The 22314-nt window shown below is 44.3% G+C and carries 14 protein-coding genes, 1 tRNA gene and 1 pseudogene; 6 read left to right on the forward strand and 10 right to left on the reverse strand.

From position 1 onward, the window contains the following. Nucleotides 1-26: 26 nt before the first annotated feature. Nucleotides 27-2945 carry a GAF domain-containing protein gene (locus QUB44_RS15405; protein WP_333368965.1) on the forward strand — a complete coding sequence of 973 codons (2919 nt, stop codon included), beginning with the start codon at nt 27-29 and terminating at the stop codon, nt 2943-2945. A 232-nt stretch (nt 2946-3177) separates the two neighbouring features. Here the strand turns inward: QUB44_RS15405 and QUB44_RS15410 are convergent, their stop codons facing one another. Then, complete coding sequence (locus QUB44_RS15410; protein ID WP_333368967.1) at nt 3178-3651, reverse strand: ABA4-like family protein; 474 nt, start codon at nt 3649-3651, stop codon at nt 3178-3180. Between the two features lie 178 nt (nt 3652-3829). Here QUB44_RS15410 and QUB44_RS15415 point away from each other — a divergent pair, with 178 nt between their 5' ends. Beyond that, the gene (locus QUB44_RS15415; protein ID WP_333368969.1) at nt 3830-4840 is read left to right on the forward strand and encodes a leucine-rich repeat domain-containing protein; all 1011 of its coding nucleotides are present in this window, start codon (nt 3830-3832) and stop codon (nt 4838-4840) included. A gap of 412 nt (nt 4841-5252) precedes the next feature. Here QUB44_RS15415 and QUB44_RS15420 read toward each other — a convergent pair whose 3' ends face one another. Then, entirely contained in the window at nt 5253-6752 is a 1500-nt protein-coding gene (locus tag QUB44_RS15420) for an NAD(P)/FAD-dependent oxidoreductase (RefSeq protein WP_333368971.1), read from the reverse strand. Between the two features lie 70 nt (nt 6753-6822). Here QUB44_RS15420 and QUB44_RS15425 point away from each other — a divergent pair, with 70 nt between their 5' ends. From QUB44_RS15425 to QUB44_RS15435, 3 genes are all read left to right on the forward strand, one after another. Then, nucleotides 6823-8514, forward strand: a complete 1692-nt coding sequence (locus tag QUB44_RS15425) for a hypothetical protein (RefSeq protein WP_333368973.1) — start codon at nt 6823-6825, stop codon at nt 8512-8514. A gap of 185 nt (nt 8515-8699) precedes the next feature. Continuing rightward, complete coding sequence (locus tag QUB44_RS15430) at nt 8700-9695, forward strand: pentapeptide repeat-containing protein (protein WP_333368975.1); 996 nt, start codon at nt 8700-8702, stop codon at nt 9693-9695. Between the two features lie 88 nt (nt 9696-9783). Continuing rightward, a complete protein-coding gene (locus tag QUB44_RS15435) occupies nt 9784-11118 on the forward strand; it encodes a serine/threonine-protein kinase (RefSeq protein WP_333368977.1) in 1335 nt (444 codons plus the stop codon). 201 nt (nt 11119-11319) lie between these two features. Here the strand turns inward: QUB44_RS15435 and QUB44_RS15440 are convergent, their stop codons facing one another. The 5 genes from QUB44_RS15440 to ndhL all read right to left on the reverse strand — a co-directional run bounded on the left by QUB44_RS15440 (nt 11320) and on the right by ndhL (nt 18084). Then, nucleotides 11320-13728 carry an ATP-binding protein gene (locus QUB44_RS15440; protein WP_333369017.1) on the reverse strand — a complete coding sequence of 803 codons (2409 nt, stop codon included), beginning with the start codon at nt 13726-13728 and terminating at the stop codon, nt 11320-11322. A 1311-nt stretch (nt 13729-15039) separates the two neighbouring features. Then, nucleotides 15040-15675, reverse strand: a complete 636-nt coding sequence (locus QUB44_RS15445; RefSeq protein ID WP_333368979.1) for a DUF6658 family protein — start codon at nt 15673-15675, stop codon at nt 15040-15042. Between the two features lie 891 nt (nt 15676-16566). Continuing rightward, entirely contained in the window at nt 16567-17364 is a 798-nt protein-coding gene (gene trpA / locus QUB44_RS15450; RefSeq protein WP_333368981.1) for a tryptophan synthase subunit alpha, read from the reverse strand. 198 nt (nt 17365-17562) lie between these two features. Then, nucleotides 17563-17868, reverse strand: a complete 306-nt coding sequence (locus QUB44_RS15455; RefSeq protein WP_333104690.1) for a DUF3007 family protein — start codon at nt 17866-17868, stop codon at nt 17563-17565. Beyond that, the gene (ndhL, locus tag QUB44_RS15460; RefSeq protein ID WP_193972727.1) at nt 17869-18084 is read right to left on the reverse strand and encodes an NAD(P)H-quinone oxidoreductase subunit L; all 216 of its coding nucleotides are present in this window, start codon (nt 18082-18084) and stop codon (nt 17869-17871) included. It abuts the gene before it with no gap. A gap of 198 nt (nt 18085-18282) precedes the next feature. Here ndhL and QUB44_RS15465 point away from each other — a divergent pair. Next, nucleotides 18283-18367, forward strand: a tRNA-Leu gene (locus QUB44_RS15465). Nucleotides 18368-18641: 274 nt separating this feature from the next. Here QUB44_RS15465 and QUB44_RS15470 read toward each other — a convergent pair. The 3 genes and pseudogenes from QUB44_RS15470 to QUB44_RS15480 form a co-directional block, all read right to left on the reverse strand. Further along, nucleotides 18642-20555 carry an ATP-binding protein gene (locus tag QUB44_RS15470; protein WP_333368983.1) on the reverse strand — a complete coding sequence of 638 codons (1914 nt, stop codon included), beginning with the start codon at nt 20553-20555 and terminating at the stop codon, nt 18642-18644. 142 nt (nt 20556-20697) lie between these two features. Continuing rightward, the gene (locus tag QUB44_RS15475; protein WP_333368985.1) at nt 20698-21555 is read right to left on the reverse strand and encodes a PhnD/SsuA/transferrin family substrate-binding protein; all 858 of its coding nucleotides are present in this window, start codon (nt 21553-21555) and stop codon (nt 20698-20700) included. A gap of 155 nt (nt 21556-21710) precedes the next feature. Continuing rightward, a pseudogene (locus tag QUB44_RS15480) lies at nt 21711-22274 on the reverse strand (7-cyano-7-deazaguanine synthase). Between the last annotated feature and the right edge of the window lie 40 nt (nt 22275-22314).

The following is a 22314-nucleotide window of genomic DNA, read 5'->3' on the forward strand; positions in this document are numbered from 1 at the left end:
TAGACAAGGTGCGGGGAAGCTTGGAAATGGGGCAGCAGCAAAGACCGAAGGATTTAGACGAACAAATCGCGACCCTAGAGCGCGTTCTCCAGACTCTCCGAGAAGAGGAGAATGTTGAAGTGCTACTTTCGACCACACTCGGTTACTTGCAAGCGGAATTTGACTGGCGGTTGATTTGGATCGGGTTGTACGATCGACAGGCGCACAGATTGTTCGGGAAAGGCGGCATAACTCCTAACGGCGACCAGTCTTTTCTCAAACAGCGGTTTGCCCTCAGCCCAGGAGATTTGCTCGAACAAGTGGTGATTCAGCTCCGCCCGGTGGGAGTCCCGGATTTGCGATCGGAAAGTAGAGCCGGAGAATGGCGCAAAGCAGCTCAAACTTTCAATATTCAAGGCACGACTCTGTTTCCCCTGCGCTACAAAGACCGCTGCTACGGCGTGATTTTGCTCGGCACTGAGGTATGGGGAGCGTCGCCAAAGTCCGGGGAAAAAACGCAGTTGGCGATCGTATTTGGAGCGCTGGCAACTGCTCTTTACCAAATAGAAAAAGACTGGCAGCGACAACAAGTTAAACACCCAGATGAGTCTCTTTTAGCGCTGATTTCGCAGTTGGGGGAATTGCGATCGCTCGACCAATACTTGCAAGCTGTTGTCGAACAAACTCATGAATTTATCGAGCCGACACGCACCAATGTTTATTGGTTCGAGCGAGAGCGACGCTATTTTTGGCGCCGAGTCAGCAACCGCGAAGTTACTCCGGGTTTGGGCGGGCCGGCCCGACCGGCTTCGGGCATCACCGTCCAAGACTTGGGCGAATTTTATCAGGCTTTGGGCAGGGAAGAAATGGTTTGGATCGGTGAATCTCAAAGTTCTCTGAAAACTGAGCTAACGGGGCGGTTGATGCAGCAAATCCGCGCTCGCTCTCTGTTGGCGGCGCCGATTGTTTCGGAAGGGGAATTGTTGGGATTTTTGGCAGTCGAAGCCGGCGAACCCCGGATTTGGCAAGACAATGAAAAGCATTATCTGCGGGGAGTGGCGCAGTTAGTGGCTCTGACGGCTCCTGTCTCGGAGATGGAGGAGAAAATTCAGCAAATTGAGATTGATCGAGATTTAACTGCCGGAATAGCTCACGCCATCTACAGCGATGCTGACTGGGAGGCGACTTTGAAAAATACCGCCGAACAGTTGTGCGATCGGCTCAAATGCGAATACTTTTTGCTGCTGCTGTACGGCGAAGAACAAAATCGCTTTGAAATTGTCTGCCAAAATCTGCCCCGCAACCGCAGGTCAGTGCCGTCGCCACTCAACGCCCTCGATGTGGCTGACGTGGGGCTGTTGGAAGAAAGTGCACCTCTAGCTATTGAAAATTGGGAGGAAGACGAGCGGTTGGGCGCTTGGCGGGATGTGTTGGGGGAAGCGGGGGTGCGATCGCTTTTGGCATCGAGCACGAGGGGGAAAAAGAAAGACGGAGAAAACCCCAATCTAAAATCGAAAATCGCCAATGGCAAATCGATCGAGGGTTTGCTGGTTGTCGGACACAATGCAACTCGCACTTGGAGGCGATCTGAGCAAGAATTAGTTCGGCTAGTGGGCGAACAACTCGGATTGATCCTGCACTCGTGGCAGCAGAGTTCGGCAATCGACAAATATCAGCAATTTGAGCGATCGCTCAAATCGGGTTTGGCGGTTTTGCACCATTATCCTGATGAGCAATCTGAGCAAGAGATAGCTGCTGCTTCACCGACGATGTTCCCAGAGTTGCCGCTACAAAAGCTTGATCGTAACTTTGCTCAACACGTTTCCCAGACAATTTCCTGTCCTTTAGTAGCCGTAATTACTTGGAATCCCGGTGACGAGGAAGGTTCCATCGTGGCGACGGTAGCTGCCAATCCCGTATTTGCCCTCAATCCCGAGGCGGTGATTCCTGTCAAAACAGATGCTTTGATCCAACAAACCCTGGCTGCTAACTCCGTGGTGCAACAGAGCACGAGCCAACTGCCACTGGCGACGAAGCGGTGGCTCCGCAGTCCGGGAATTGGCGAGATTCTGACGGTGGCGCTGCGGACGGCCCCAGAACACGCTCCGGCGGGCATTGTGGTGGCTGCGGACGCTCCGGGCCGCCAGTGGTCGGAGTTGTCGGTGAGTTTACTCAGCTCGATGGCGTCTCAGTTGGCTTGGTGGCGCAGGTATTTGGCGGTGCAATCGATCCAGGAGTCGCAGCGATTGGATCTGGAGTTGCTCAACTGGTACAAACAGCGCCGTTTTGAGGAGTTTTACCGCACGGTGGGAGCGGGGGTGAAGGAGTTGGGGGAGTTGAGTCAATCGATTTTGCAGTCGGCGAAGGAACAAAAGGATGCTCTGAAAATTTTGCGCTACCAACAGGTTTTGCGGCAAATGGGCAATGCTTTGGGGTCAACTCATTTGCTGCTGAAACAGGAACATTGGCGGCTGCAATTCGGACAAGATGCGGTGCCTGTGAGCGCTTGGCTGAGGCGATCGCTCGATCGAACTGCCTCCCTGGTCAAACAGTCGAAAGTCTTGCTGGATGTGCACAGAGAAACTGCTGTGTCGATGCCTGCGGGTCAGACTTTGAGCGTTCGCGGGGACAGTATCAAGCTGGATTTGATCCTGTGCGAATTGCTGGCGACGGCTTGCAGGCGCTCTGCTGTTGGCGCCAAGATTGAGATTCGCTCTCAGTTGTTGGGGGAAGATTTGCTAGAATTGTCTGTGATCGATAGCGGCGCGTGCGATCGACAGTTAATTGCTGCCTTCAACGGCGGTTCCGAACCCGATATATTAGCGGTTTCTGCAAATAGGTCGATCGTGCAAAATCTTTTAATTTGTCAGCGAGCAGTACGCTTAATGGGGGGAAACTTTTCTATAGAAATGTTAGAAAACAATTTAATTGTGGCTCGTTTAGTGCTGCCCCTAGCCAATTCTTAATATGGTAAAATTTTGTAAAAGTTCCAAGCTGCGATCGAGGATTGTAGGGGCGTGTTTCACCAACAATAATTGCCTAAAACCCATAATTTCATAAACCCGCCCCACCCAACAGTAAACCGCCATCTACCTCTTTCAAAATACAAGGAACTGGTTTAGCTACGATCTATATTGTTATTGATATCTTGCGCCATGCTTAGGGACGAACGGGCCAGAGAGCCCGTTTCCCAATACATCAATTTTCTTGTGGGTGAACCGGAGAACCCGCCCCTGAAAGACTTTCAGAACTTGGAAAAAACCTTTGAGTAATCCAAGCAGTTAAAATATGAGAAAGCAATCCCATCGGCCCCGCAAAAAAGCACAAAGCCAAAGAATGAACCGTCCAAACTCCTGTCCGCTGTCCTTCCCAATAAATCCAGCGCCCCACAAACAAGTCCATCACTAAAAAATGTATCCATCCCGTAGCTGCCGCCGTTTCCTCCCCCAGAAACTTAGCAATATCTGCTAACTTAGGATTGGACAAAGCAGCCGCATTTTCCGCAGTTAGACTGCTACCAAACAAATATATGTACAAAACGGCGAGCACTGCAAACGGAATAAAGGAATTCATCACTTTTCGGGTAATTCCCCAGTTGGGTAATAAAATCATAATTGCCCAGAAAGGCACAACGAACAGATTACCGACATTAAAAATTAGTTCTGGTGTCATAGCTGGCTCTTGGCTCCTGCGAAGGCAATGCAATTAAGGATGTTAAGATTACTTTACACAATTTTTGCTGAAATTTCTCAAAACCCGAAAAAAATCTCATTCACTAATGAAATAGAATTGCTATACTTATCTAAAATTTCCAATCTCCCATCTAGAATCGATTAAGGCAGCACAGCCCATGACAACTTATAATAATTTTTCCGAGTGGTGCAAGCAGAAAGAAAACATCTCTCCCGGCGCAAAACATACGGTAGAAATACTGTTGCAAATATCAGATACCTCAGAGTGCGATCGAGCCAACGAACTGCTTTCTAATACAAAAGAACTTAACCTCAAAAATCTTCAAATTACCGATATCAGCCCCCTCTCATCTTTCACTCAACTTACTAATCTCATCCTCGGCAGTAATCAAATATCTGACATCGCTCCCCTGCAATCTTTAACTAACCTGAAAACTCTGGTTATAGATGTCAATCAAATATCAGATATCAGTTCGCTTTCCTCTCTAAAAAATCTGACTATACTCGTTCTCGATACGAATCAAATCTCAGACATCAGTCCCCTAGCAGGTCTAACTAATCTTACCGCACTTGTCTTGTTTGACAACAAAATTTTCGACATCACTCCGGTGAAAAATTTAACTAACTTAAATGCGCTGATTCTATACAAAAATCAAATTTCCGATCTCGCTCCTCTGGCAAATTTAACTGAGCTCCAGATACTCTACCTTTACAATAATAAAATATCGGATATCACCCCGCTGGCTTCCTTGAAAAATCTCAAGACGCTGTTTCTCTTCGGCAATGAAATATCTGACCTTACTCCACTGGAATCTCTAACAAACTTAAATAAATTGGTTTTATTCCAAAATCAAATATCCGATATTAGTCCTTTAAAATCGCTCACTAATTTAATTGAACTAAACCTGGGTAACAATCAAATATCAGACATCAGTCCGCTGAAATCGTTAACTAACTTGACTCAACTTTATCTGTTCAACAATCCGATTTCGGATAGCAGCGCGCTACAAGCTTTAAATAATTTATTTTTACTAGACTTGTACAACAATCAAATCTCTGATATCAGTTTCCTGCAATCTTTGCAAAAGTTGACTACACTGGACTTGCGCGGGAATCCCATTGTTAATAAAATTTGTCCTATCAATCCTGAATCTATATGTAGGTTTTAATTAATTATTAAGGTCGAGGCAAGATTGCGGTTTATAGAGTATAATGTCAAAGGTCAATATCAGGAGAAAGTGATGAGCGGACACGATGCTTTAATGTTAGGATTGCTGCTGTTGCCAGGTTTGGCTTTGTCGATCGCAATTATGGGCGCTTTTGCCGCTGGTGGATAATCAGTGTCGGGAACAGGCAGATTTTGTAAAAAGTAGTTTTTCCCTCGTTTTCCTCCTTCCCTGGCTCTGGCTGGGAACGCATTTCACTATTGCTCTGCCTCCTGTTTTTTTGCAAGCGAGGCAGAGCCTCTGGATCTCGGTTTCCAGCCAGAGGCTGGGAACCAGTTAATTTCCCTTCTTCCTTCTTCCTGACATCCGTTACATCCGTTACATAATCCGTTGCCGAACTTCCTTCTTCCTTTGCTTACAAAAATTGTGCTGTAACATCCGAATTTACCAAAGTATTGGCGCACAAAATACCCGATGCTGCGACAGCGGGCACGCCAATTCCGGGCATGGTGCTGTCTCCCACCCGATACAAGCCTTTGACTGGTGTTTGCGGGCCGGGAAATGTGCCTTTTCCGGCGGCAATTGCAGGCCCGTAAGTTCCTTGATATCGGCGTAAAAATCGGGCGTGGGTTAGCGGTGTGCCGATCGACTCTAAGACTATCCGCGATCGCAAATCGGGTATAATTCTTTCTAAAGCTTGAAACAGAGATTGCGCTCGCTCTTGCTTTTTCGGCTGATACAATTCGCCATATTCCCAACCTTCGTAAGGCTCCAATGTATAAGCGTGAACGGCGTGATGTCCGGGCGGCGCGAGAGTTGCATCCCACACTGTAGGAATCGAAATCATGCAAGTATTTCCGGGTACTGTAATGTCACTCTTGCTGTCGTGAACGACGACGTGGTGGCCGGTCAAACCTTCGAGCCCTTCGGCTTTAATTCCTAAATGCAGGTGCATGAAACTGTCTACTGCTGGCATCGACAAGGCGCTTTTTCGATAGCTTTCTGGCAAATCTTCAGGCCGCAGTAATTTTGTATAAGTATCCCAGATTGTGGCATTTGAAATGACAATTGGGGCGCGGATAACTTCACCATTTTTCAAGCGAACGCCGGTGGTTTTGCCGGATTCAACTAAAATTTGCTCGACGGCAGATCCCAGGCGCAATTTTCCTCCCCAGCGCTGCAAACCTCGAACTAAAGCATCGACGATCGCACCGCTGCCACCTACAGGATATTCGATCGCACAGCGCGATCGTTCGCCAATCATAAAAGCTATTTCCGGCGCGACAGTTCCGTGCGCTTTCAAACCCGACAGCAAAAAGCACTCCAAATCTATCAAACGTCGCACCCAAGGGTCACGCACGTCCCGATCCATCAAGGAACCTGCTGAACCCGCGATCGCACCTACTAGCGGCAACAGCTTCAGCAAAGCAGGCGAGTACCGGGACAGCAAAACAGGTATTAACTGCCAGTCGGATCTCAGCGCTAAAGCCGGAATTCCACGCAAAGCTTCATACAAAACCAATAAGTTTTGTTGAAATTGCTGTAATTCTACAGCACCTTGCGGTGCGAACTTAGCTACAGCATCTAAGTAACTTCTGGCATCAGCATAAATCGGCAAACTTCCCTCTGGAAAATGGTAATGCCCTAGCGGATCGTAGGAAATTGCTGCGATCGATTCCTCCAAAACATCAAAAACTTGCCGCAGAGGATTGAACGACCGGGGGTCAGTCAAACCGCAATAAAAAGAAGGCCCCGAATCAAAGTGAAATCCTCGGCGCGAAAAGCTGTGAGCTGCCCCGCCCGCTATAATGTGGCTCTCGCAGACGAGAACCCGCTTGCCGTAACGAGCTAGCATCGAGCCGGCGACTAAGCCGCCAATACCGCTGCCAATTACGATCGCATCAAAGTCTTGCATTTATCAAATGTGGTATAATTGTATTATTTCTTGCTGAGTGTTGACAGGGTATTTTTATGGGAGGAAAACTATGAAAGCTTTATCTATTTTAGATGAAGTTGTTCGCGAATTAGAACAAGACGTGAATCTCTCGCGCATTAAAAAAATAATATTTTTTGCTTGTAAAGAGTTCTGGGAAAACGACCCCGCCCAACTCGCCAGCGCAGATGTAAGAATTTTAATTGAAGAACTGTGCGCCAAATACAGCAGGTTAGAAGACATTGAAGCTGTTTTAAATAGTATAGTCTCTAAGGTCAATAAAAAAACCGAGTATGCTTTAGTAACAGATCTCATAGTATGTCAACTTAGCAGGCTGTATGAATTTGAAGATTTCACCAAATTAGAAGTAAACATATCTAGTTTTGGCGGTCAGGAAGCTCCCGCATTTGAAGAACACTTTAGTTCGGAAATACCCAGCAGCGAAGAAAGGGCAAGAAACCCCGGCAAATTATTTGATGTCAGACAAAAAATTTTGCAGCAAACAAATCCGCTGAGGGCAAAAATCCTAATTTTTTCTACTCTTTATCACGAGTTTACTTTTAGCGATCGCGACTGGCTACTGCTGAAAACTCAAGAACTTGACAATCTACTGCGACAACTGTTTAATGTCTGTGGTAGCCTAGCCGAACTGGAATCTCATTTGTACAGAACTGCTAGCAATCTTGACAACAGAGATGAAAACGACCAAGCTGCGAGCGTAATCATCAAAGCGATGAATCCTTGTTACGCAAAAATGCAACAGGAAGAATCTTATGAAGCCGAATCTTCGGCTAGCGAAGATTACGATCAGACACATTTAAACAACAGTGTTTATGAAGAGAGCGAGCTGGTGGACAGGCGCACCGATTATTTTGATCCAGGCGAGATTACTCACATCCTTCAAGCTGCTCCACCTCATTATCATTATGATCCTCAAAAGAGTTACTTAGTGCCGGACACGGCAGAAAATCTACCGTTTAAAGAACCCGAAACCAGCAATAATTATGCTACCGAGTTCAAACAGGAAATCGTAGAAACATTCCCAGTTGCAGAAATGCCGACTATTATCGAAATTTTAGAACCGGCGGCTCCTGTTATTATAAATATTAGCGATTCCATCAAACGCAAGTTGGGATTGGAAGAAGAAATGACAGAATTAGTCACTCACAGTGCTAACTCCGCAACGGCGCAAATAGAAAATATATTCACCCAGTTAGAAGCTGCTTTGAACGGAAAATTTTCTACGGGAAGTGTAGAGGAGCGTTTGTACTGGAAATATAAAAATCTTAGAGAGTATGTAGGTAAAGTTCAGAAGTTTACCGATAAATTGCTGGAAATTTTGAGTGAATTGGAGTCAAAAGAAAGCGAAAAATATCCTTCTGAAATCACAGGCAACCTAGTTGAAAATATTTCAGACATACCGCAGGAAAACTCTAGCCATAAAGCAAATCAGTATCAGCTTCTGGAAATGGCAAAGCAAGGCAAACCAAAGGCGATCGCCCAATTGATTAATCAATTGCTACAGCCTAAAGGAATTACTGCTACAGTAGGATTTAAAGACGGTTGGCTCCATGTGATTCTGGAGTCTGCGGAAGTACCAAACCAACAGGCTACAGCTACCTACATTCACAAAAAACTGTGTACTTTAAAATCAAAATATCTTACTCATGTGAAAATTCATGGGCGACAGTTAGGTAGCAAAACAGTCTTTTGGACTCAAGAATTTGTCAATCCAACTCATTAAATACCCCGACTCAGGTCTGAGGCTACACAAAAAAACTAAGTCGGCCTGCGCCAACTGAAATTTAAGAAATTTCATCAAATTTCTCAGACTCAAGTCTGGCGCTACAAAAACTAAGTCCGCCTGCGCGAACATAAATTTAAGCAGTCTAGAAATAGCAGATTGTACCTAATTCACAACAAAAAAATATGAATGCCAGCGAAATTTTAAGGCGATATACATCAGGAGAACTAGATTTTCAAGGTATGAATCTCAGAGGCGTATACCTGAGCGGTGCCGATTTAATTGGCGTCAATTTAAGCAGTGCTGACCTCTGGGGTGCAAACTTAGCGATGTCGTATCTGAGCAGAATTAACCTTCAGCGCGCAAATTTAACTAATGCAAAGCTGTGTGGTGCTAACTTAAATCAAGCAAACTTGAGCGGAGCAAATTTGTCCGATGCAGACTTCCACGGAGCGACTTTGCAAGGTGCAGACTTTCGCAAAGCCAACATCTCTTTGGCCGTTTTTATTGATGCAAATTTGAGCGATGCAGATATGCGAGGTGTGAATTTGCAAGGTGCAGATATGCGCGGTGCGTGCTTGCGGGGTGCAAATTTGCGGAAGGAGCCGCGGATTTTTGAGGGTGCAAATTTGCGGGGTACAAATTTGCAAGGTGCAGATTTGCGGGGCGTCAATTTGCAAGGTGCAGATTTGACTAAAGCTAATCTCAGTCACGCTAATTTGACTGAAGCATTTCTGGGAGAAGCAAATCTGACTCAGGCGAATTTGAGCGAAGCTATTTTAGATGGCGTATTTTTGACTGAAGCAACTTTGGTAGAAACAAATTTTTCCTGGGCTGTAATGGCTAATGCTAAGTTGGAAAGAGCTGTGTTACTTGATGCTGAATTAGCTGGCGCTAACTTGCGAGGTGCATTTATGACTGATGTTAAGTTGAGCAATGCTAATTTAATTATGGCTGACTTGAGTCGAGCTAATTTGGTGCGGGCTGATTTGAGTCGAGCTAATTTGAATCAGGCAAATTTGAGCGAAGCTGATTTGACTGATGCTTACCTGGCTAGAACAGATTTGCGGGAGGCAATTTTGCACCGCACAACTTTGATTAGGGCAGATTTGAGCACTGCTAATTTATCAGGTGCTCAGTGGCGCGGTACAATTATGCCGAATGGAGAAATGCACGGGTAATTACTTCTAGTAGCAATTTAACGCTCTCCGCAAAATAGTTAATTTAATAGTTAAGGAAATTCCCTATAAAAAAAAAGAGGGCAATGCTGTGTTAAATCCAGGAAAAATTTTACAAGAACGTTATCAATTGCAACAGCGTTTAGGACGCACAGCGGCGGGTCATCAAACTTGGCTAGCAGTAGATTTAGAGTCTCAAGAACAGGTGACGCTGAAAATGTTAGCTTTTAGCCCGGAAATGCAGTGGGAAGAACTCAAGCTTTTTGAAAGAGAAGCACAAGTTTTGCAGGCGCTAAATCATCCCCGCATTCCTTGCTATCGAGATTATTTTTCCCTGGAGCGGGAAGCCGGAGCAGGATTGCCTTGGTTTGGGTTAGTGCAAGATTATATTCCGGGATTTTCACTTCAGGAATTTTTAGAAAATGGTCAGCATTTTTCCGAAAAACAAGTACGAAAAATTGCCACTGAAGTGCTGGAAATTTTAATTTATTTGCATGAATTGAGTCCCCCGGTTTTGCACCGAGATATTAAGCCGAGTAATTTAATTTTGGGGGAAGATCAGCAGGTTTATCTAGTAGATTTTGGTGCGGTACAAGCTCAAGCGGCGGTGACAGGCGTAACGTTTACAGTGGTAGGAACGAGTGGCTATGCACCCTTAGAACAGTTTTGGGGGCGGGCGGTGGCGGCTTCGGATTTGTATGCTTTGGGAGCTACTTTAATTCATTTGTTAACGGGGGCGACACCTGCGGATTTACCACAGAAAGATTCTCGGATTCAGTTTAGCGATCGCGTGAGTGTCAATCCTACTTTGGTAAGCTGGATTGAGAAGATGACGGAAATCGGGTTAGAAAAGCGTTTCAGCAAGGCTAGAGAGGCTTTAGCAGCTTTGAAATCGGGCAACATACAAGGGGCTAATCTTCAAATTGAGACTGTGAGGAAAATTGCTAAACCGCCTCACAGTCTCATTCAAGTTAGCAAATCAGCGACGGAGTTACACATTAAAATTCCGGCTGTCTTAGTCAGAAAGCCTTTATTATCTGCTTATCTAGGAACAGTAATGCTAATGACATTTATCCCGACAATTATCCCCTTTTTAACAGGAAAATTGAGCATAGGGGTAGTAATTTCGGTACTTATAATAGGTTTATTAGTTAAGGTTATTTTTGAGATAAAGCAAGTTAAATTTAATCGCAAATTTTTTAAAATAACACATCAGGTATTGGGGTGTAAATACTTACAAGAAACAGGAGAAATATCAGAATTCTTGGGTGCTTTCATTCACAATAACTCTCTTTCGGGAAACCAAATCAAGATTCGTGCCGGTAACGATATGGGAACTTACTTTTATGTTTTAGGAAAAAATTTGACAGAGATTGAGGCGGCTTGGTTAGCGCAAGAAATTCAAGATTGGTTAAATTTAAGATAAATTTTTGTAGGCGAAGCCGTGGTGATTAATTTTTTGTATAATAGACATCTCCCAACTAAAAATGGGTGACGAGCTCACTTATAGGGTGTCTAAAATACAACTTTAAAAGAGTTATGCCAAGGCTTTCAAAAAAAGACCAGAATTAAAGTCAGTATATCTTATTACGCGATCGCCCAAAAAACATTGAATTTTAATTCAAATTTATCCCTTCACAGGCAAAACGATCGCAAACTCAGTCCCCATTCCTAGCTCTCCATTCACCTCGATGCTTCCGCCATGTTTCTCTACCGCAATCTGGTGGACAATTGCCAACCCCAATCCAGTTCCTTTTCCGACACCTTTCGTCGTGAACAAATGGTCAAATATCTGCTGTTTAACTTCCTCTTTTATCCCAGTGCCGTTATCAGCAATGTTTATTTTAATGTACCCTTCGCCGACTATATCCGTGCAAATCGTGATGCGGTTGGGATTGGCGGTAATTTCGCTAAAACTGCGTCCTATATTTGACTCTTCTAAGGCATCGATCGCATTGGCAAGCAGGTTCATGAAAACTTGATTCAATTGACCGGGAAAACATTCAATTTTAGGGAGATTGCCGTATTTAGTTATCACTTCGATCTGCGGGCGGTGTTCGTTTGCTTTGAGGCGGTGTTTCAAAATTAAAATAGCGCTATCAATGCCTTCGTGAATATTAAAAGGAACTTTGTAGTCTTTGTCGCCTCGCGAGAAGGTACGCAAACTGTTGCTGATGCTGCAAATGCGCTCGCACCCAAGTTGCATTGAATCAATCATCTTCGGTAAATCTTCCAAAAGATAATCGAGGTCTATCTCTTCGGCGTGGTCTGCTATTTCCGATGGCGATGCAGCGGAGCGATACAATTCTAAGTGTCCTATAACATCTTCCAAACTCCTTTTACCTTCGCTTAAATTGCCAGAAATAAACCCAATCGGATTGTTAATTTCGTGGGCGACTCCGGCGACTAAATTGCCCAAAGCCGACATTTTTTCGTTTTGCACGAGTTGCAGTTGCGCTTGCTGTAAATCTTTTAAAGTTTGTTCTAGCTGTTGGTTTTGCTCTTGCAAAAGTTCCGCTGCTCGCTTGCGATCGGTGGCATCAACACCCAAACCAATAATCCCGATCGTGTCACCTTGGCAATTTTTTAGCTGCACTTTCGTGACTTCTAAATAGTGTAGTTTACCATCAACAAATCTGAGAGATTCGCTGGAGTAATGCGGCAAATCTTGGGCAAGGCAGGCGGCATCTGAAACCAGACACCCCGCTGCATCCTCTCCCAGTATATCTTTGTAATGCTCGACAGCTAGGAAAGCGCTCACAGGCACGCCCACATTTTGAGAAAAGGTTTTGTTCAAAAACTGTACTTTACCACTGGGATTCACCATCCAAATCCAAATCGGAGCGACATCAAGAATCGCTTGGAGCATTTTTTTCTGATCGGCAAGCTGAGCTTCGGTTCGGCTAATTTTTACTAGCGATCGCTCTAATTGTAGGTTGTAATCCTGATATTTTTTGTAGAGCAGAGCATTTTGCAAACAGATGGCTGCCTGGGAACACAGGAGATTGAGAAGCTGCAGGCGATCGCGGGTAAAAACTCTTGCGGTTAAGCGATTTTCCAGATACAAAATTCCGACTAATTTGCCTCGATCAAGAATCGGCCAACACAACAGGCTCTGCGGTTGGTATTTGAGGATGTATGAATCGGAATCCCAATCACGTTGTTGAGCGAGATCCCGAACAATCACAGGTTTCAATAAATTTTTAACGCAGTCAACAATTTGGAGGGGCAAGATATCGCTGTTGTCATCGAGTTTTGCGGATGATAAGTCGATCGCCCACTCGGCTCCCGAATTGTCTATCGTGCTTGTAGCCGCGATTTCCCATTGATTGCCGTTTGGCAAAATCAGCGCTCCTTTGCCAGCTCCTGTATTTTTCATCGCCAGTTGCATCAGTTTGGCAATCAGTCGATCGAGTTCTCTTTCACTAGAGAGGGCTTGACAAGCTTTTAGCAGTGTTGAAAAATTCCCGAAATCTGAGACACTCGCCGAAACAGACGGAGGAATGGATGGATGAATGGATGGATGAAGCGATGGATTTTGCCCAGGTGTTGGAAAATTTGCTAATGGATTTGCAGGGAGTTTTGCGGGTTCTAAAATCGGTTTTAATAATTGAGGATAACGTTTTTCTAAGTCGTCAATTTTTGCTCTATCTCCCCAGCAGACATAGCAATCATAAGCATCTATCATGTAGATTCGGGCAATTTTTTCTCTTCCCAATGACAGGTAAAACTTAGCAGCGAGTTCGCAGGCAAGAGCTTCTTCATTGACATATTCGTTAGCTTTAGCTCCGGTAATAGCTCGATCATACAGTTCCATTGCTTCTGCTGTCTGTCCCAAAACCCCCAGCAATTCCGCCTCAACCAGATCGAACTTGTGTTGGTAATTGATCGGCGTATGGTGCGCGAATTCTTTGAGTTTTTTCTGACTAGCACCAACGCGCTTAAGGATTTGTTGGCGCTCCGCCGGTGCGGCATCTGCATAGATTGCCAAATCTGCCAGCGCATCATAAAAGTCGTGCATCATCGTTACTAGCATCAAAACACAATTCCCAAGATAAGGTTTGCCTCCATTTCCCCTGTCGCTTGGCTACGGATTACGGCTCGAATATATCCCGAATCCGTGGCCTCTTTTTGCTAAATTATTTATACACCTCCATCTGGCAGATAACAGTCACGATTAATTGAAAAATTGGAAGGTTTAATGTATTTGTAAATAACCGGTCTGCGTTCAAGTTCGTCGAGAATGTCTGTTTGGTTGAGGAGTATTTCTCCCGATGCAATTAACGGTTGCTAATGCAACTTTTTTGGATTGTAGTAGCACCGCGTCCCAGAAATCCTCGGCCACAACGAGGTAGGTTTGAGAATTTTAGCAGCTATCGATCAGTCTTTCTCGCGCACGAACCGATCGATAGCCGATCGAGAATCTGTGTACAATTGCGCGATCGGGCGATATCCCGGCATCACCGCAGTCAAATCTACTACATCTACTGTTGCGTCCATATCGGCTGACCTCAACTCCGACATTAGCTTGACAAAACTTAGTGTATCTATCTTAGGGCATAAACCGCATAATTTTTGTTTGAGCGCCAGATCGAAAATTCCAATTATCTGTTAAGGAACAACATTTTATACTTGGGCGATCGGGATTAAAGCTTTTTACTTACGTATAAGTTTCTCCTGTTAATCTCAAATGCGATGACAATGAACGCGAAATACCGTATAAACACCGCAGTATCCTGTCTTGAAAAATACAATGGGTAATTAATTGAATTTAATATAGCTCGATCGCCTAAATTTCCGCTACGCCGATAAAAAAGTGAGTACCTTAAAAAGTTTAAATACAATCTATAGAGATCATAAAGAATCCGTCGTGAAAGGAGGGGCACTCCAGTCCCCCCTAGAAAAGCACAGGGTCGTTGCATTGTGGTGAAACTCCCCCTCTACTCTGCTTCCTGCCTAATAGCCCTCCCAGGGGTTAAAACCAAATCAAATAGTAATAGGCAGTAGTCTTCATCTGACCGAAACCATCCAGGATACAAGCCCCCGGAGTCATTCCGAAAGCAGACTCAGGAACCAGAAATAAAAAACCTGTATCCGATGAAACTTGCCCCCCGAATTTATCCGTGGGGTCAATGTTAAAATCTAAAATCTAAAATCTAAAATCTAAAATCGATTGACTTTACCTTGATTCCGACAGGGGTTAAAACCACTGTCGGAATCAAGCTTCCACAAAAGGAAACAGCCTTATTTGAGATTATTCGTCTGTCGCTCTTTCTGGGCCTCGTTGAGTTCAGTCAATATCTCCATTCACTTTCTAGAAAATATTGTCTGAGGCATCTTGAGCATTCTATCTTGCATCTCGTGCTGCATCATTGATATTTTCTTGGCCACCGCTGGTACCATATCTCAGAGACTCAGTACCCTCTGATACTCTTTCTTTTGCTCCCTGGGTGGCTTCTTTAACAATTTCTTTTGCTCCCTGCAAGCCTTCGCGAGTGTTTTCTTTAAGATTAGAAAGGCCTTGTTTGGTTTTGTCGCCAAAGTCATCAGCTTTGCGCTGAGCCGTGCGAGCATCCTCCTTCACCTTTTCACCAGCTTGGCCGAGTTTGTCAGGCGCGTCATCCGCTACCCGCCGTACATTTTCCCCTACATTGTTGCTAGATTTCGTGTCAATGCGGTGCTGCGCTTGCTCTTTGAGAAGCTCAGCTTTTGCTTCTGTTGTTGTCATCTTTTTGTTTCTGGGATCGACATCGGGGTAGTCGTTCATGCCGCCTTTGTATTCGGAAGTTACAGCCCCGGTCGGCACTTCTTCTCTAATTTGGTCGGCAGTTTTTCCTTTTCCTGTCATGACATCAGTTTTTCCTGCCATAATATCAGGGGCGCTGCTGCATGCCGTACTCACAAATACTAAAATGCCAGCCAGAAACACTGTTAAAATTTGTACAGCTCGAATTTTTTTCACAAATGCAGTTAGTCTGTTCATAAAAATGCTCGGTAAGTGGGAAACAAGCGTGGCTTGAGCCCTGAGAGGGAAACAACGCGGCGGTTTCAACCGCTTTGAATCCCTTTTCGGGGTTGGAGAGGTATGGTTGCCACTCCGATGGAGATATGGTTGTCTCCTTTCTCCCTTGCGGGGTAATGTTCGCCTCGACCTGGTTATAAAGGCTTGTTAGACCTGCAACACTGTTTCAGTGACTTTAAAACTGTTTAATTGCAGATGACAGAGCGGAAAACTGGCGTCGCATTCGCCGGTGTCGTGACCTAAATAACGTCTCCGCCATACGGGGGGGTCTGGTCAGAACAGCTTGCAATTTCTTACAAGCTCAGTAGCACTTAGCCCTGAGTTCCTGACAAAAATGCTCCTTTCTATTGTGAGATGGTCGTCAAATGCCTGGTGGTTCTGTAGATGGCTAGCCTTACCAAATTAGGCACTTAAACACTTTTTAAGTATAGGAATAGAAACCGTAGCTTTTCATCTATCCCAAGTTACATTCCTTAAGTTATAGAAGAAGGAAGAAGGAAGAAGGAAGAAGGAAGAAATAAGAAATAAGAAGGCTCTTCGGCTTTGCGAGCGGATAGAAATCAGCAATCAGGAAGAAGGAATGGATAATCCTCCATCTTCTACCAATTATTAAAAGTCGCAGCACCCCGCACCGGACAAGGCAATGTCGTTTCCCTAGATAGCTGTTTGGTTCTCCATGCGCGCACTATGTTGAAATGTTGTGCGTGTTCGGCTCAAAAAAAAACCTTCTAGTCAGGAACTAGAAGGAAGGTGGTGTATGATCTCAAGTACAACAAGGTCTTTAATCGCAATTGTGGCGACACATCCCGATCGCAAACATCTGTCTAATGGCTGAAAGTATCTGTACAGTTACTAAGGATTTTGAATCGCTGTTTTTAAACTCTTACAGAATTCGCCGATCGCCTCTAAACCCTGTTCTGGAGTTCCTTGGGCCAAACGTTTGACAAAAGCACTGCCAACAATCGCAGCATCTGCACCCCATTCTTTCACTTGGCGAGCGTGTTCGGGTTGCGATATACCAAACCCGACGCCGATGGGTTTGTCGGTGACGGCGCGAAGTTCTTGCAGCAATTCTTTTGCTCTCGTTTCTAAGCCTTCGCGTACTCCCGTAACCCCCGTCACACTGACTAAGTAAATAAATCCTTGAGACTGACGAGCGATCGCTTCTATGCGACTTTTGGGACTTGTCGGAGCAACTAATAATGTTAGTTCAATCCCTAATTTGTTGGCAGGTTGGATGAGACTGTCGGCTTCTTCTAAGGGCAAGTCTGGTACAACCAATCCCTGAACTCCAGCACTTTTGATTTGCTGCAAGAAGGTTTCTCTACCTCGGTACAAAATCGGGTTGTAGTATGTGAAGAGAATGATGGGCGATCGCAAATTCGGACTAACTTTCGCTACCATTTCCAGCACCGAATCTAACCGCGTTCCCCGCTGTAGAGCCCTTGTAGCAGCGGCTTGAATCACCGGCCCGTCAGCTAGCGGGTCAGAATAGGGAACGCCAAGCTCGATCGCATCTGCACCGTTATCATCCAAAATTTGCAGTGCTTTAGCCGTTGTCTCCAAATCTGGGTCGCCCGCAGTAATAAAAGGAATCAATGCACATTGGTGGTTCTTGCGTAACGTTTCAAAACAATTAGAAATAGTCATTAGTTATTAGTCATCAGTCATTGGTCATCAGTCATTGGTCATCAGTCATTAGTCATTGGTCATTAGTCATTAGTCAGCAATCATTACTTGGCGGTCTATATTCCTCTTCCTTAGCTTTTAGTCGGCAGTCATTATTTCACCGTTTCTTGCTAATAACTAATAACTAATGACTAAGGACTATTGACTAATGACTAATGACTAATTATCTTTTTCCTGCTCAATTTCGGCTTGAAGTTTGGCTAATTCTTCAGGAGTGAGTGCATCTAGCTGCTTCTGCAAGACAGCTTCTTTGTAGTCTTGCAATTGCTGGCTGTAGGTCATATTTTGAGTCAGTGCTCGAAATAAATAAGTCACCAGCCAGCCAATCAAGCCGGCGACCAAAAATAACTGACTCCAAATCCCTGCATTCATGCTGTCGAGTCCGGCAAATTGCAGTAGCAAGTAGACAAACCCACCTGCTACAAAAAAGCCGACACTGATTCCAATTACGTCAATACGTCGCATTTAGGCTTCTATCTGCCGCCGTTTGGGCCGAAAATTCAAAAACGGAGCTAGGAGAAACATACCTGGGAAGAAGAAGAACATCAAGAAGTACATGAAGCCGCGCTCAAAAGAGGTAGCGACGTACCAGCGGCTGTTCAGGTAAGCGTAGGTGGCTGCGGGTACTACCAGGAGGTAGGCTCCTGCCAAGACGGCGTAAAGCAGTAAGGTAATATACATAGATTTGCTTTAGGGGAATAATAACACGGGTAAGTCAGTTGACACGCTCCGTTAGCTGGTTAACTATTGTACCGCTTGGGGAGATCCAGCGCGACTTTTGGGAATTTTTTGATTAGGGGTTGCGTAAATTGGGGTTTTGGCTGTAGAATAAAAGGCTGTTGCTGTTAGTGGCTCAAAACCACAGCAGCTTGACCAAAGGGGGGCGTGGCGGAATGGTAGACGCTACGGACTTAAAATCCGTTGACCCGAAACGGTCGTGTGGGTTCAAGTCCCTCCGCCCCCATCCATTTCAATCATTTGTGATTCAACGGTTTCAGATTTCTTGTCACCAAGACTTCTGTTATCCGTTCAATTTTCGCGCTAATGGTTTTCTACTATGTCCAAAAGCGCCTCTATATCTGCCCAGTTCGCCCCGGACTTTTTGCGTCAGGCTTTCAACTCCTTGAGCAAATCGGCTGCTTTGGGAAATTGGGCGGCTGTCGGAGCTGAGTTTAAATAGCCTAGTAACAGATTATGTGCCGTCGTTAACACATTAATTTCCTCATAATAGACAATATCTAGCTTCTAGTTTGAGATGAGGCGGGGAGTGCGATCGCAAACTCTGCTCCCCCTCCCAAAGATGAAATTACCTCTATTTTGCCCCGATGTTTTTCCACAATCTGGTAGCAAATTGCGAGTCCGATACCAGTCCCTTTTCCGGGTTCTTTAGTGGTAAAAAATGGGTCAAATAGCTTGCTTTGGAGTGCGAGGGAAATGCCAGGGCCGTTATCGCAAATTCGCACCATAATTTGGCTACTCTCCAACTTTTCGGTCTGAATTAAAATCTGAGGATTTTTCCCTTTTTTAGAGTCATGGGATGATTCTTCTAGTGCATCTATCGCATTTGCTATAATATTCATAAATACTTGATTTAGCTGTGCTGGGTAACACTCTATTTCGGGCAATTCTCCATAGTTTTTGACAACTTCAATTCCCTGCTTGAGCCGACTGTTCAAAATCAACAGTGTATTGTCAATGCCTTCATGGATATCAACTAATTTCATTTGAGATTCATCTAAGCGAGAGAAGTTTCGCAAAGACAAAACTATTTGCCGGATGCGTTCTGAACCTATTTTCATAGATTCAAGAAGTTTTAGTAAATCTTCTGTGAGAAAGTCTAGTTCTATTGCTGCGATTTCTTCTGCGATCGCCTCTGTGGGTTGCGGGTATTCCTGCTGATAGAGACGAAGTAAATGCAGCAAGTTTATAATATACTCGTTGGCGTATTCTAGGTTGCCGTGAATAAAGTTAATAGGGTTGTTTATTTCATGAGCTACGCCTGCCACCATCTGCCCTAAACTGGACATTTTTTCGGTTTGGATTAACTGGGTTTGGGTGTGTTTTAGTTCGTGAAGCGCTGCTGTAAGCTCTTCTGTTCTTTCTTCTACTCGCTCTTCCAAAGTTTGGCGAGCCAGCTCTAATTCATGGGTGTATTCTGCTACCCATTGAACTAATTGATTGATGGATTTTGCTAAGGTTCCTACTTCATCTTCTGTGGTGACAGGTGCTTGCAAATCAAAATTTGCTTGTTGAGTAATAGTTTTAGCAACGCTGGTTACAGCTTGGATAGGAATGGCGATCGCGCGGCTGGTACAGGTGGCTAGAAAAGTAGCGAGCACAACTGACACTAACATACTCACTACGATGATTTGCACTCGCAATTTCTCAGCTATATTAAAATTAATGTAGGCTTGTCTTTGCTGTGCCTTAGCTACTTCTGTCATCAAGCTCAAACTCTCTGACAGCCGCTCAAAGTTAACATCGAGCTTAACTGCTCTATCCCCTCTGATTAAATCCAATACCTGCTGCTGTGCCTCTTTAACTTCATCTGGTTTTAGTGAAGAGGGAGCTATTTCTTGCCAAAAAGATTTGAGCAATTGAGAATACGAATCTGTCGCAGTTGTGTAACCGTTTAACAATTGCTTTAGTTCAGCAGAATTTACTGCTAATTCTGTGGAATGTTCTTCCGTAAATAAAGCTAGTTCTGCAATATTGTTTTTTACTACATCAACATCTTTCAAGAACTTAGCAGTTTCATATTCAAACCAGATTGAATCTCCCAAGACAGAGATTAGCCGTTTGGGATGTGACTGCACTGCCTGCACGGAATATTCTAAATCACTGAGCAAATGTTGTTGCTCGTCGGCGAAGGTTAAAGCTTGGAAAGCTTGCTTTTGGTAATAGTCTCCACAGATCATGCCCCCTGTGGTTCCTAGTACGGCTATGCCAATTGCTAGGGAGTAGCCATAATTAATTTTTTGGGCAATGCTTAAGCGAGAAATGAAGCGATTAATTGCAGTCAAGGGAGTTTTTTTGAAAGGATTTTTGATGTCGCGAGATCCTTCAGTGACAGCGGCATTGTTTTTTCGTCTATTTAGGATAAGGTTTTTGAACCTCACAGCCCCATTATCTCCCTGTTCAAACTTTTGCATACTGGCAACCTGAGCTAAATTTTAACAATTTTATTAGTAAATGCACATAAAGTCTCTTATTCGTAGTAGGCAATATTTCCTAAAGTTTATGGATTAAGCGCTAAAGCCATACTACAAACTCAGGATTAGATAAAATTTAACCTTAAAAGACATTCCCCTGACCAATGGCTTTATAAACTTCACGAATCATGTTATAATCAGTGTCGTTTGCTGCCACCAGTTTAGCTCCTTGATACTTATCATTATCTTTCCCCACTAAAATTGCTTCAATTAGCTTATCTTGATTTTCTACCAGGCGATCGCGGATATTTTCAACAAGAGTATTAGGCAGGTTGCTACTAGCAACAAACAAATCACTAGGTAAGGGCTGCCCTGTGGCAATAATTCTAAAATCATTGGTTGATAAACCGTCGGTTTTGAGTAAATCTTTGTATCTATTCACACCAATTGCTAAGGCATCAACTTGGTCTGTTTTGAGAGCCTGCAAACCCTTTTCCCCCAACATTGAGGTTTTGAAGTCAGATTGGGGATTTAAGCCAGCTTCCAGGAGAATTTTAATCGCCCCTAGATGACCACCAGTTGCACCTATTTTCCACATAGCTATTGTTTTACCTTTCAATTGTGCTGGTGACTTAATCTCACTATTGGCCCGAACAAGAATAAGTGAGTGATAGTCCGGGCGGGTGATGGCAATGATGGGAACAGCATTTGTCCGGGCCCGCATAATCACATATTCCGATGGCCCTGTTAGAGCTAATTTTAGCTGACCCGACTGGAGAGCTACGGCTGCTTCTATATAGTTATCGACTGGGAACAATTCAATTTTTTTCTCCAAAACTTCCCCAAGAACAGTCCGAAAGGTTTGATAATTTTGCTGCAAATCTTCTGCTCCCTGAACATCAGTTACAGCAAATTCAAGGGTTTCTGGTTCACTTACGGCTAAATTGGAAAAAGTTCGATTAGATTGATTTACTGTTGTAGAACAGCTTGTTACAAACAATAGAGATAACCCAACAAAATTCCGCCGCTTCATAATTTTTAGGAGTTTTAGTGGTAGTTGAAAATTGTATAGTTATTATAAGCTATTTGGAATAAGCTTTCATTAAGATAGATTATCCGTTGGTTAAGCTTCAGTCAACTGTTGTGGCAAAATTATTAAGAAAATTTTGATCGCTCGGTTTTATGGTTGGGAGCATAAGGCAGCAGATATTGTAAACCTAACTCATTAAACGCTGCCAGCCTTAACTCACAGGAATCGCAAACGCCGCCAGCAACTTTACCGCCGCCGTAACAAAACCAAGTTTTTTCGCAAGGCACTCCCCCATTATTGCCTAATTTAATGATTTCTGTCTTTTTTAGCTCAATCAGATGTATTAAGATAGAGAGTGCGTCGCGTTCTATCCCCTATTGTGCCCCTATCCGAAATACTTCTTGCATGGCTTGAATATAATGGGGGCGACAGTCTTGATAGCGGGAATAATCTAAACTCTTGATACTAATGTAAACGCGATCGGCGTTGAGAGTTTCGGCCCCGGCGATGCCAAAACTTAGAAAAATTGTATTGCGATCGAGAACGTAGGTGATAGGCAGACTTTCGGACATTCGAGCGAGGGTGCGATCGCGCTCAAGCGTCTGGCTATCCTGCAACAACTTTGAAGGGAGCGATCGCCTCAACGGATCTCTGATGGGGTACAATCCCGTATCACCAGCACGCCTCAAGAGGACTTTGATTGTCTAATTTTTGCACGTCCAAACAAAA

This window comes from Microcoleus sp. AT3-D2 (assembly GCF_036705715.1).
Classification (GTDB): domain Bacteria; phylum Cyanobacteriota; class Cyanobacteriia; order Cyanobacteriales; family Microcoleaceae; genus Microcoleus.

What these genes read in the sequence shown, in the direction of transcription:
- QUB44_RS15415 (WP_333368969.1), top strand. Translation starts at nt 3,830, where the DNA reads ATGACAACTTATAATAATTTTTCCGAGTGGTGCAAGCAGAAAGAAAAC.
- QUB44_RS15455 (WP_333104690.1), bottom strand. Translation starts at nt 17,868, where the DNA reads ATGCGACGTATTGACGTAATTGGAATCAGTGTCGGCTTTTTTGTAGCA.
- QUB44_RS15445 (WP_333368979.1), bottom strand. Translation starts at nt 15,675, where the DNA reads ATGAACAGACTAACTGCATTTGTGAAAAAAATTCGAGCTGTACAAATT.
- QUB44_RS15410 (WP_333368967.1), bottom strand. Translation starts at nt 3,651, where the DNA reads ATGACACCAGAACTAATTTTTAATGTCGGTAATCTGTTCGTTGTGCCT.
- QUB44_RS15425 (WP_333368973.1), top strand. Translation starts at nt 6,823, where the DNA reads ATGAAAGCTTTATCTATTTTAGATGAAGTTGTTCGCGAATTAGAACAA.
- QUB44_RS15430 (WP_333368975.1), top strand. Translation starts at nt 8,700, where the DNA reads ATGAATGCCAGCGAAATTTTAAGGCGATATACATCAGGAGAACTAGAT.
- trpA (WP_333368981.1), bottom strand. Translation starts at nt 17,364, where the DNA reads ATGACTATTTCTAATTGTTTTGAAACGTTACGCAAGAACCACCAATGT.
- QUB44_RS15470 (WP_333368983.1), bottom strand. Translation starts at nt 20,555, where the DNA reads ATGCAAAAGTTTGAACAGGGAGATAATGGGGCTGTGAGGTTCAAAAAC.
- ndhL (WP_193972727.1), bottom strand. Translation starts at nt 18,084, where the DNA reads ATGTATATTACCTTACTGCTTTACGCCGTCTTGGCAGGAGCCTACCTC.
- QUB44_RS15420 (WP_333368971.1), bottom strand. Translation starts at nt 6,752, where the DNA reads ATGCAAGACTTTGATGCGATCGTAATTGGCAGCGGTATTGGCGGCTTA.
- QUB44_RS15405 (WP_333368965.1), top strand. Translation starts at nt 27, where the DNA reads ATGGGGCAGCAGCAAAGACCGAAGGATTTAGACGAACAAATCGCGACC.
- QUB44_RS15440 (WP_333369017.1), bottom strand. Translation starts at nt 13,728, where the DNA reads ATGCTAGTAACGATGATGCACGACTTTTATGATGCGCTGGCAGATTTG.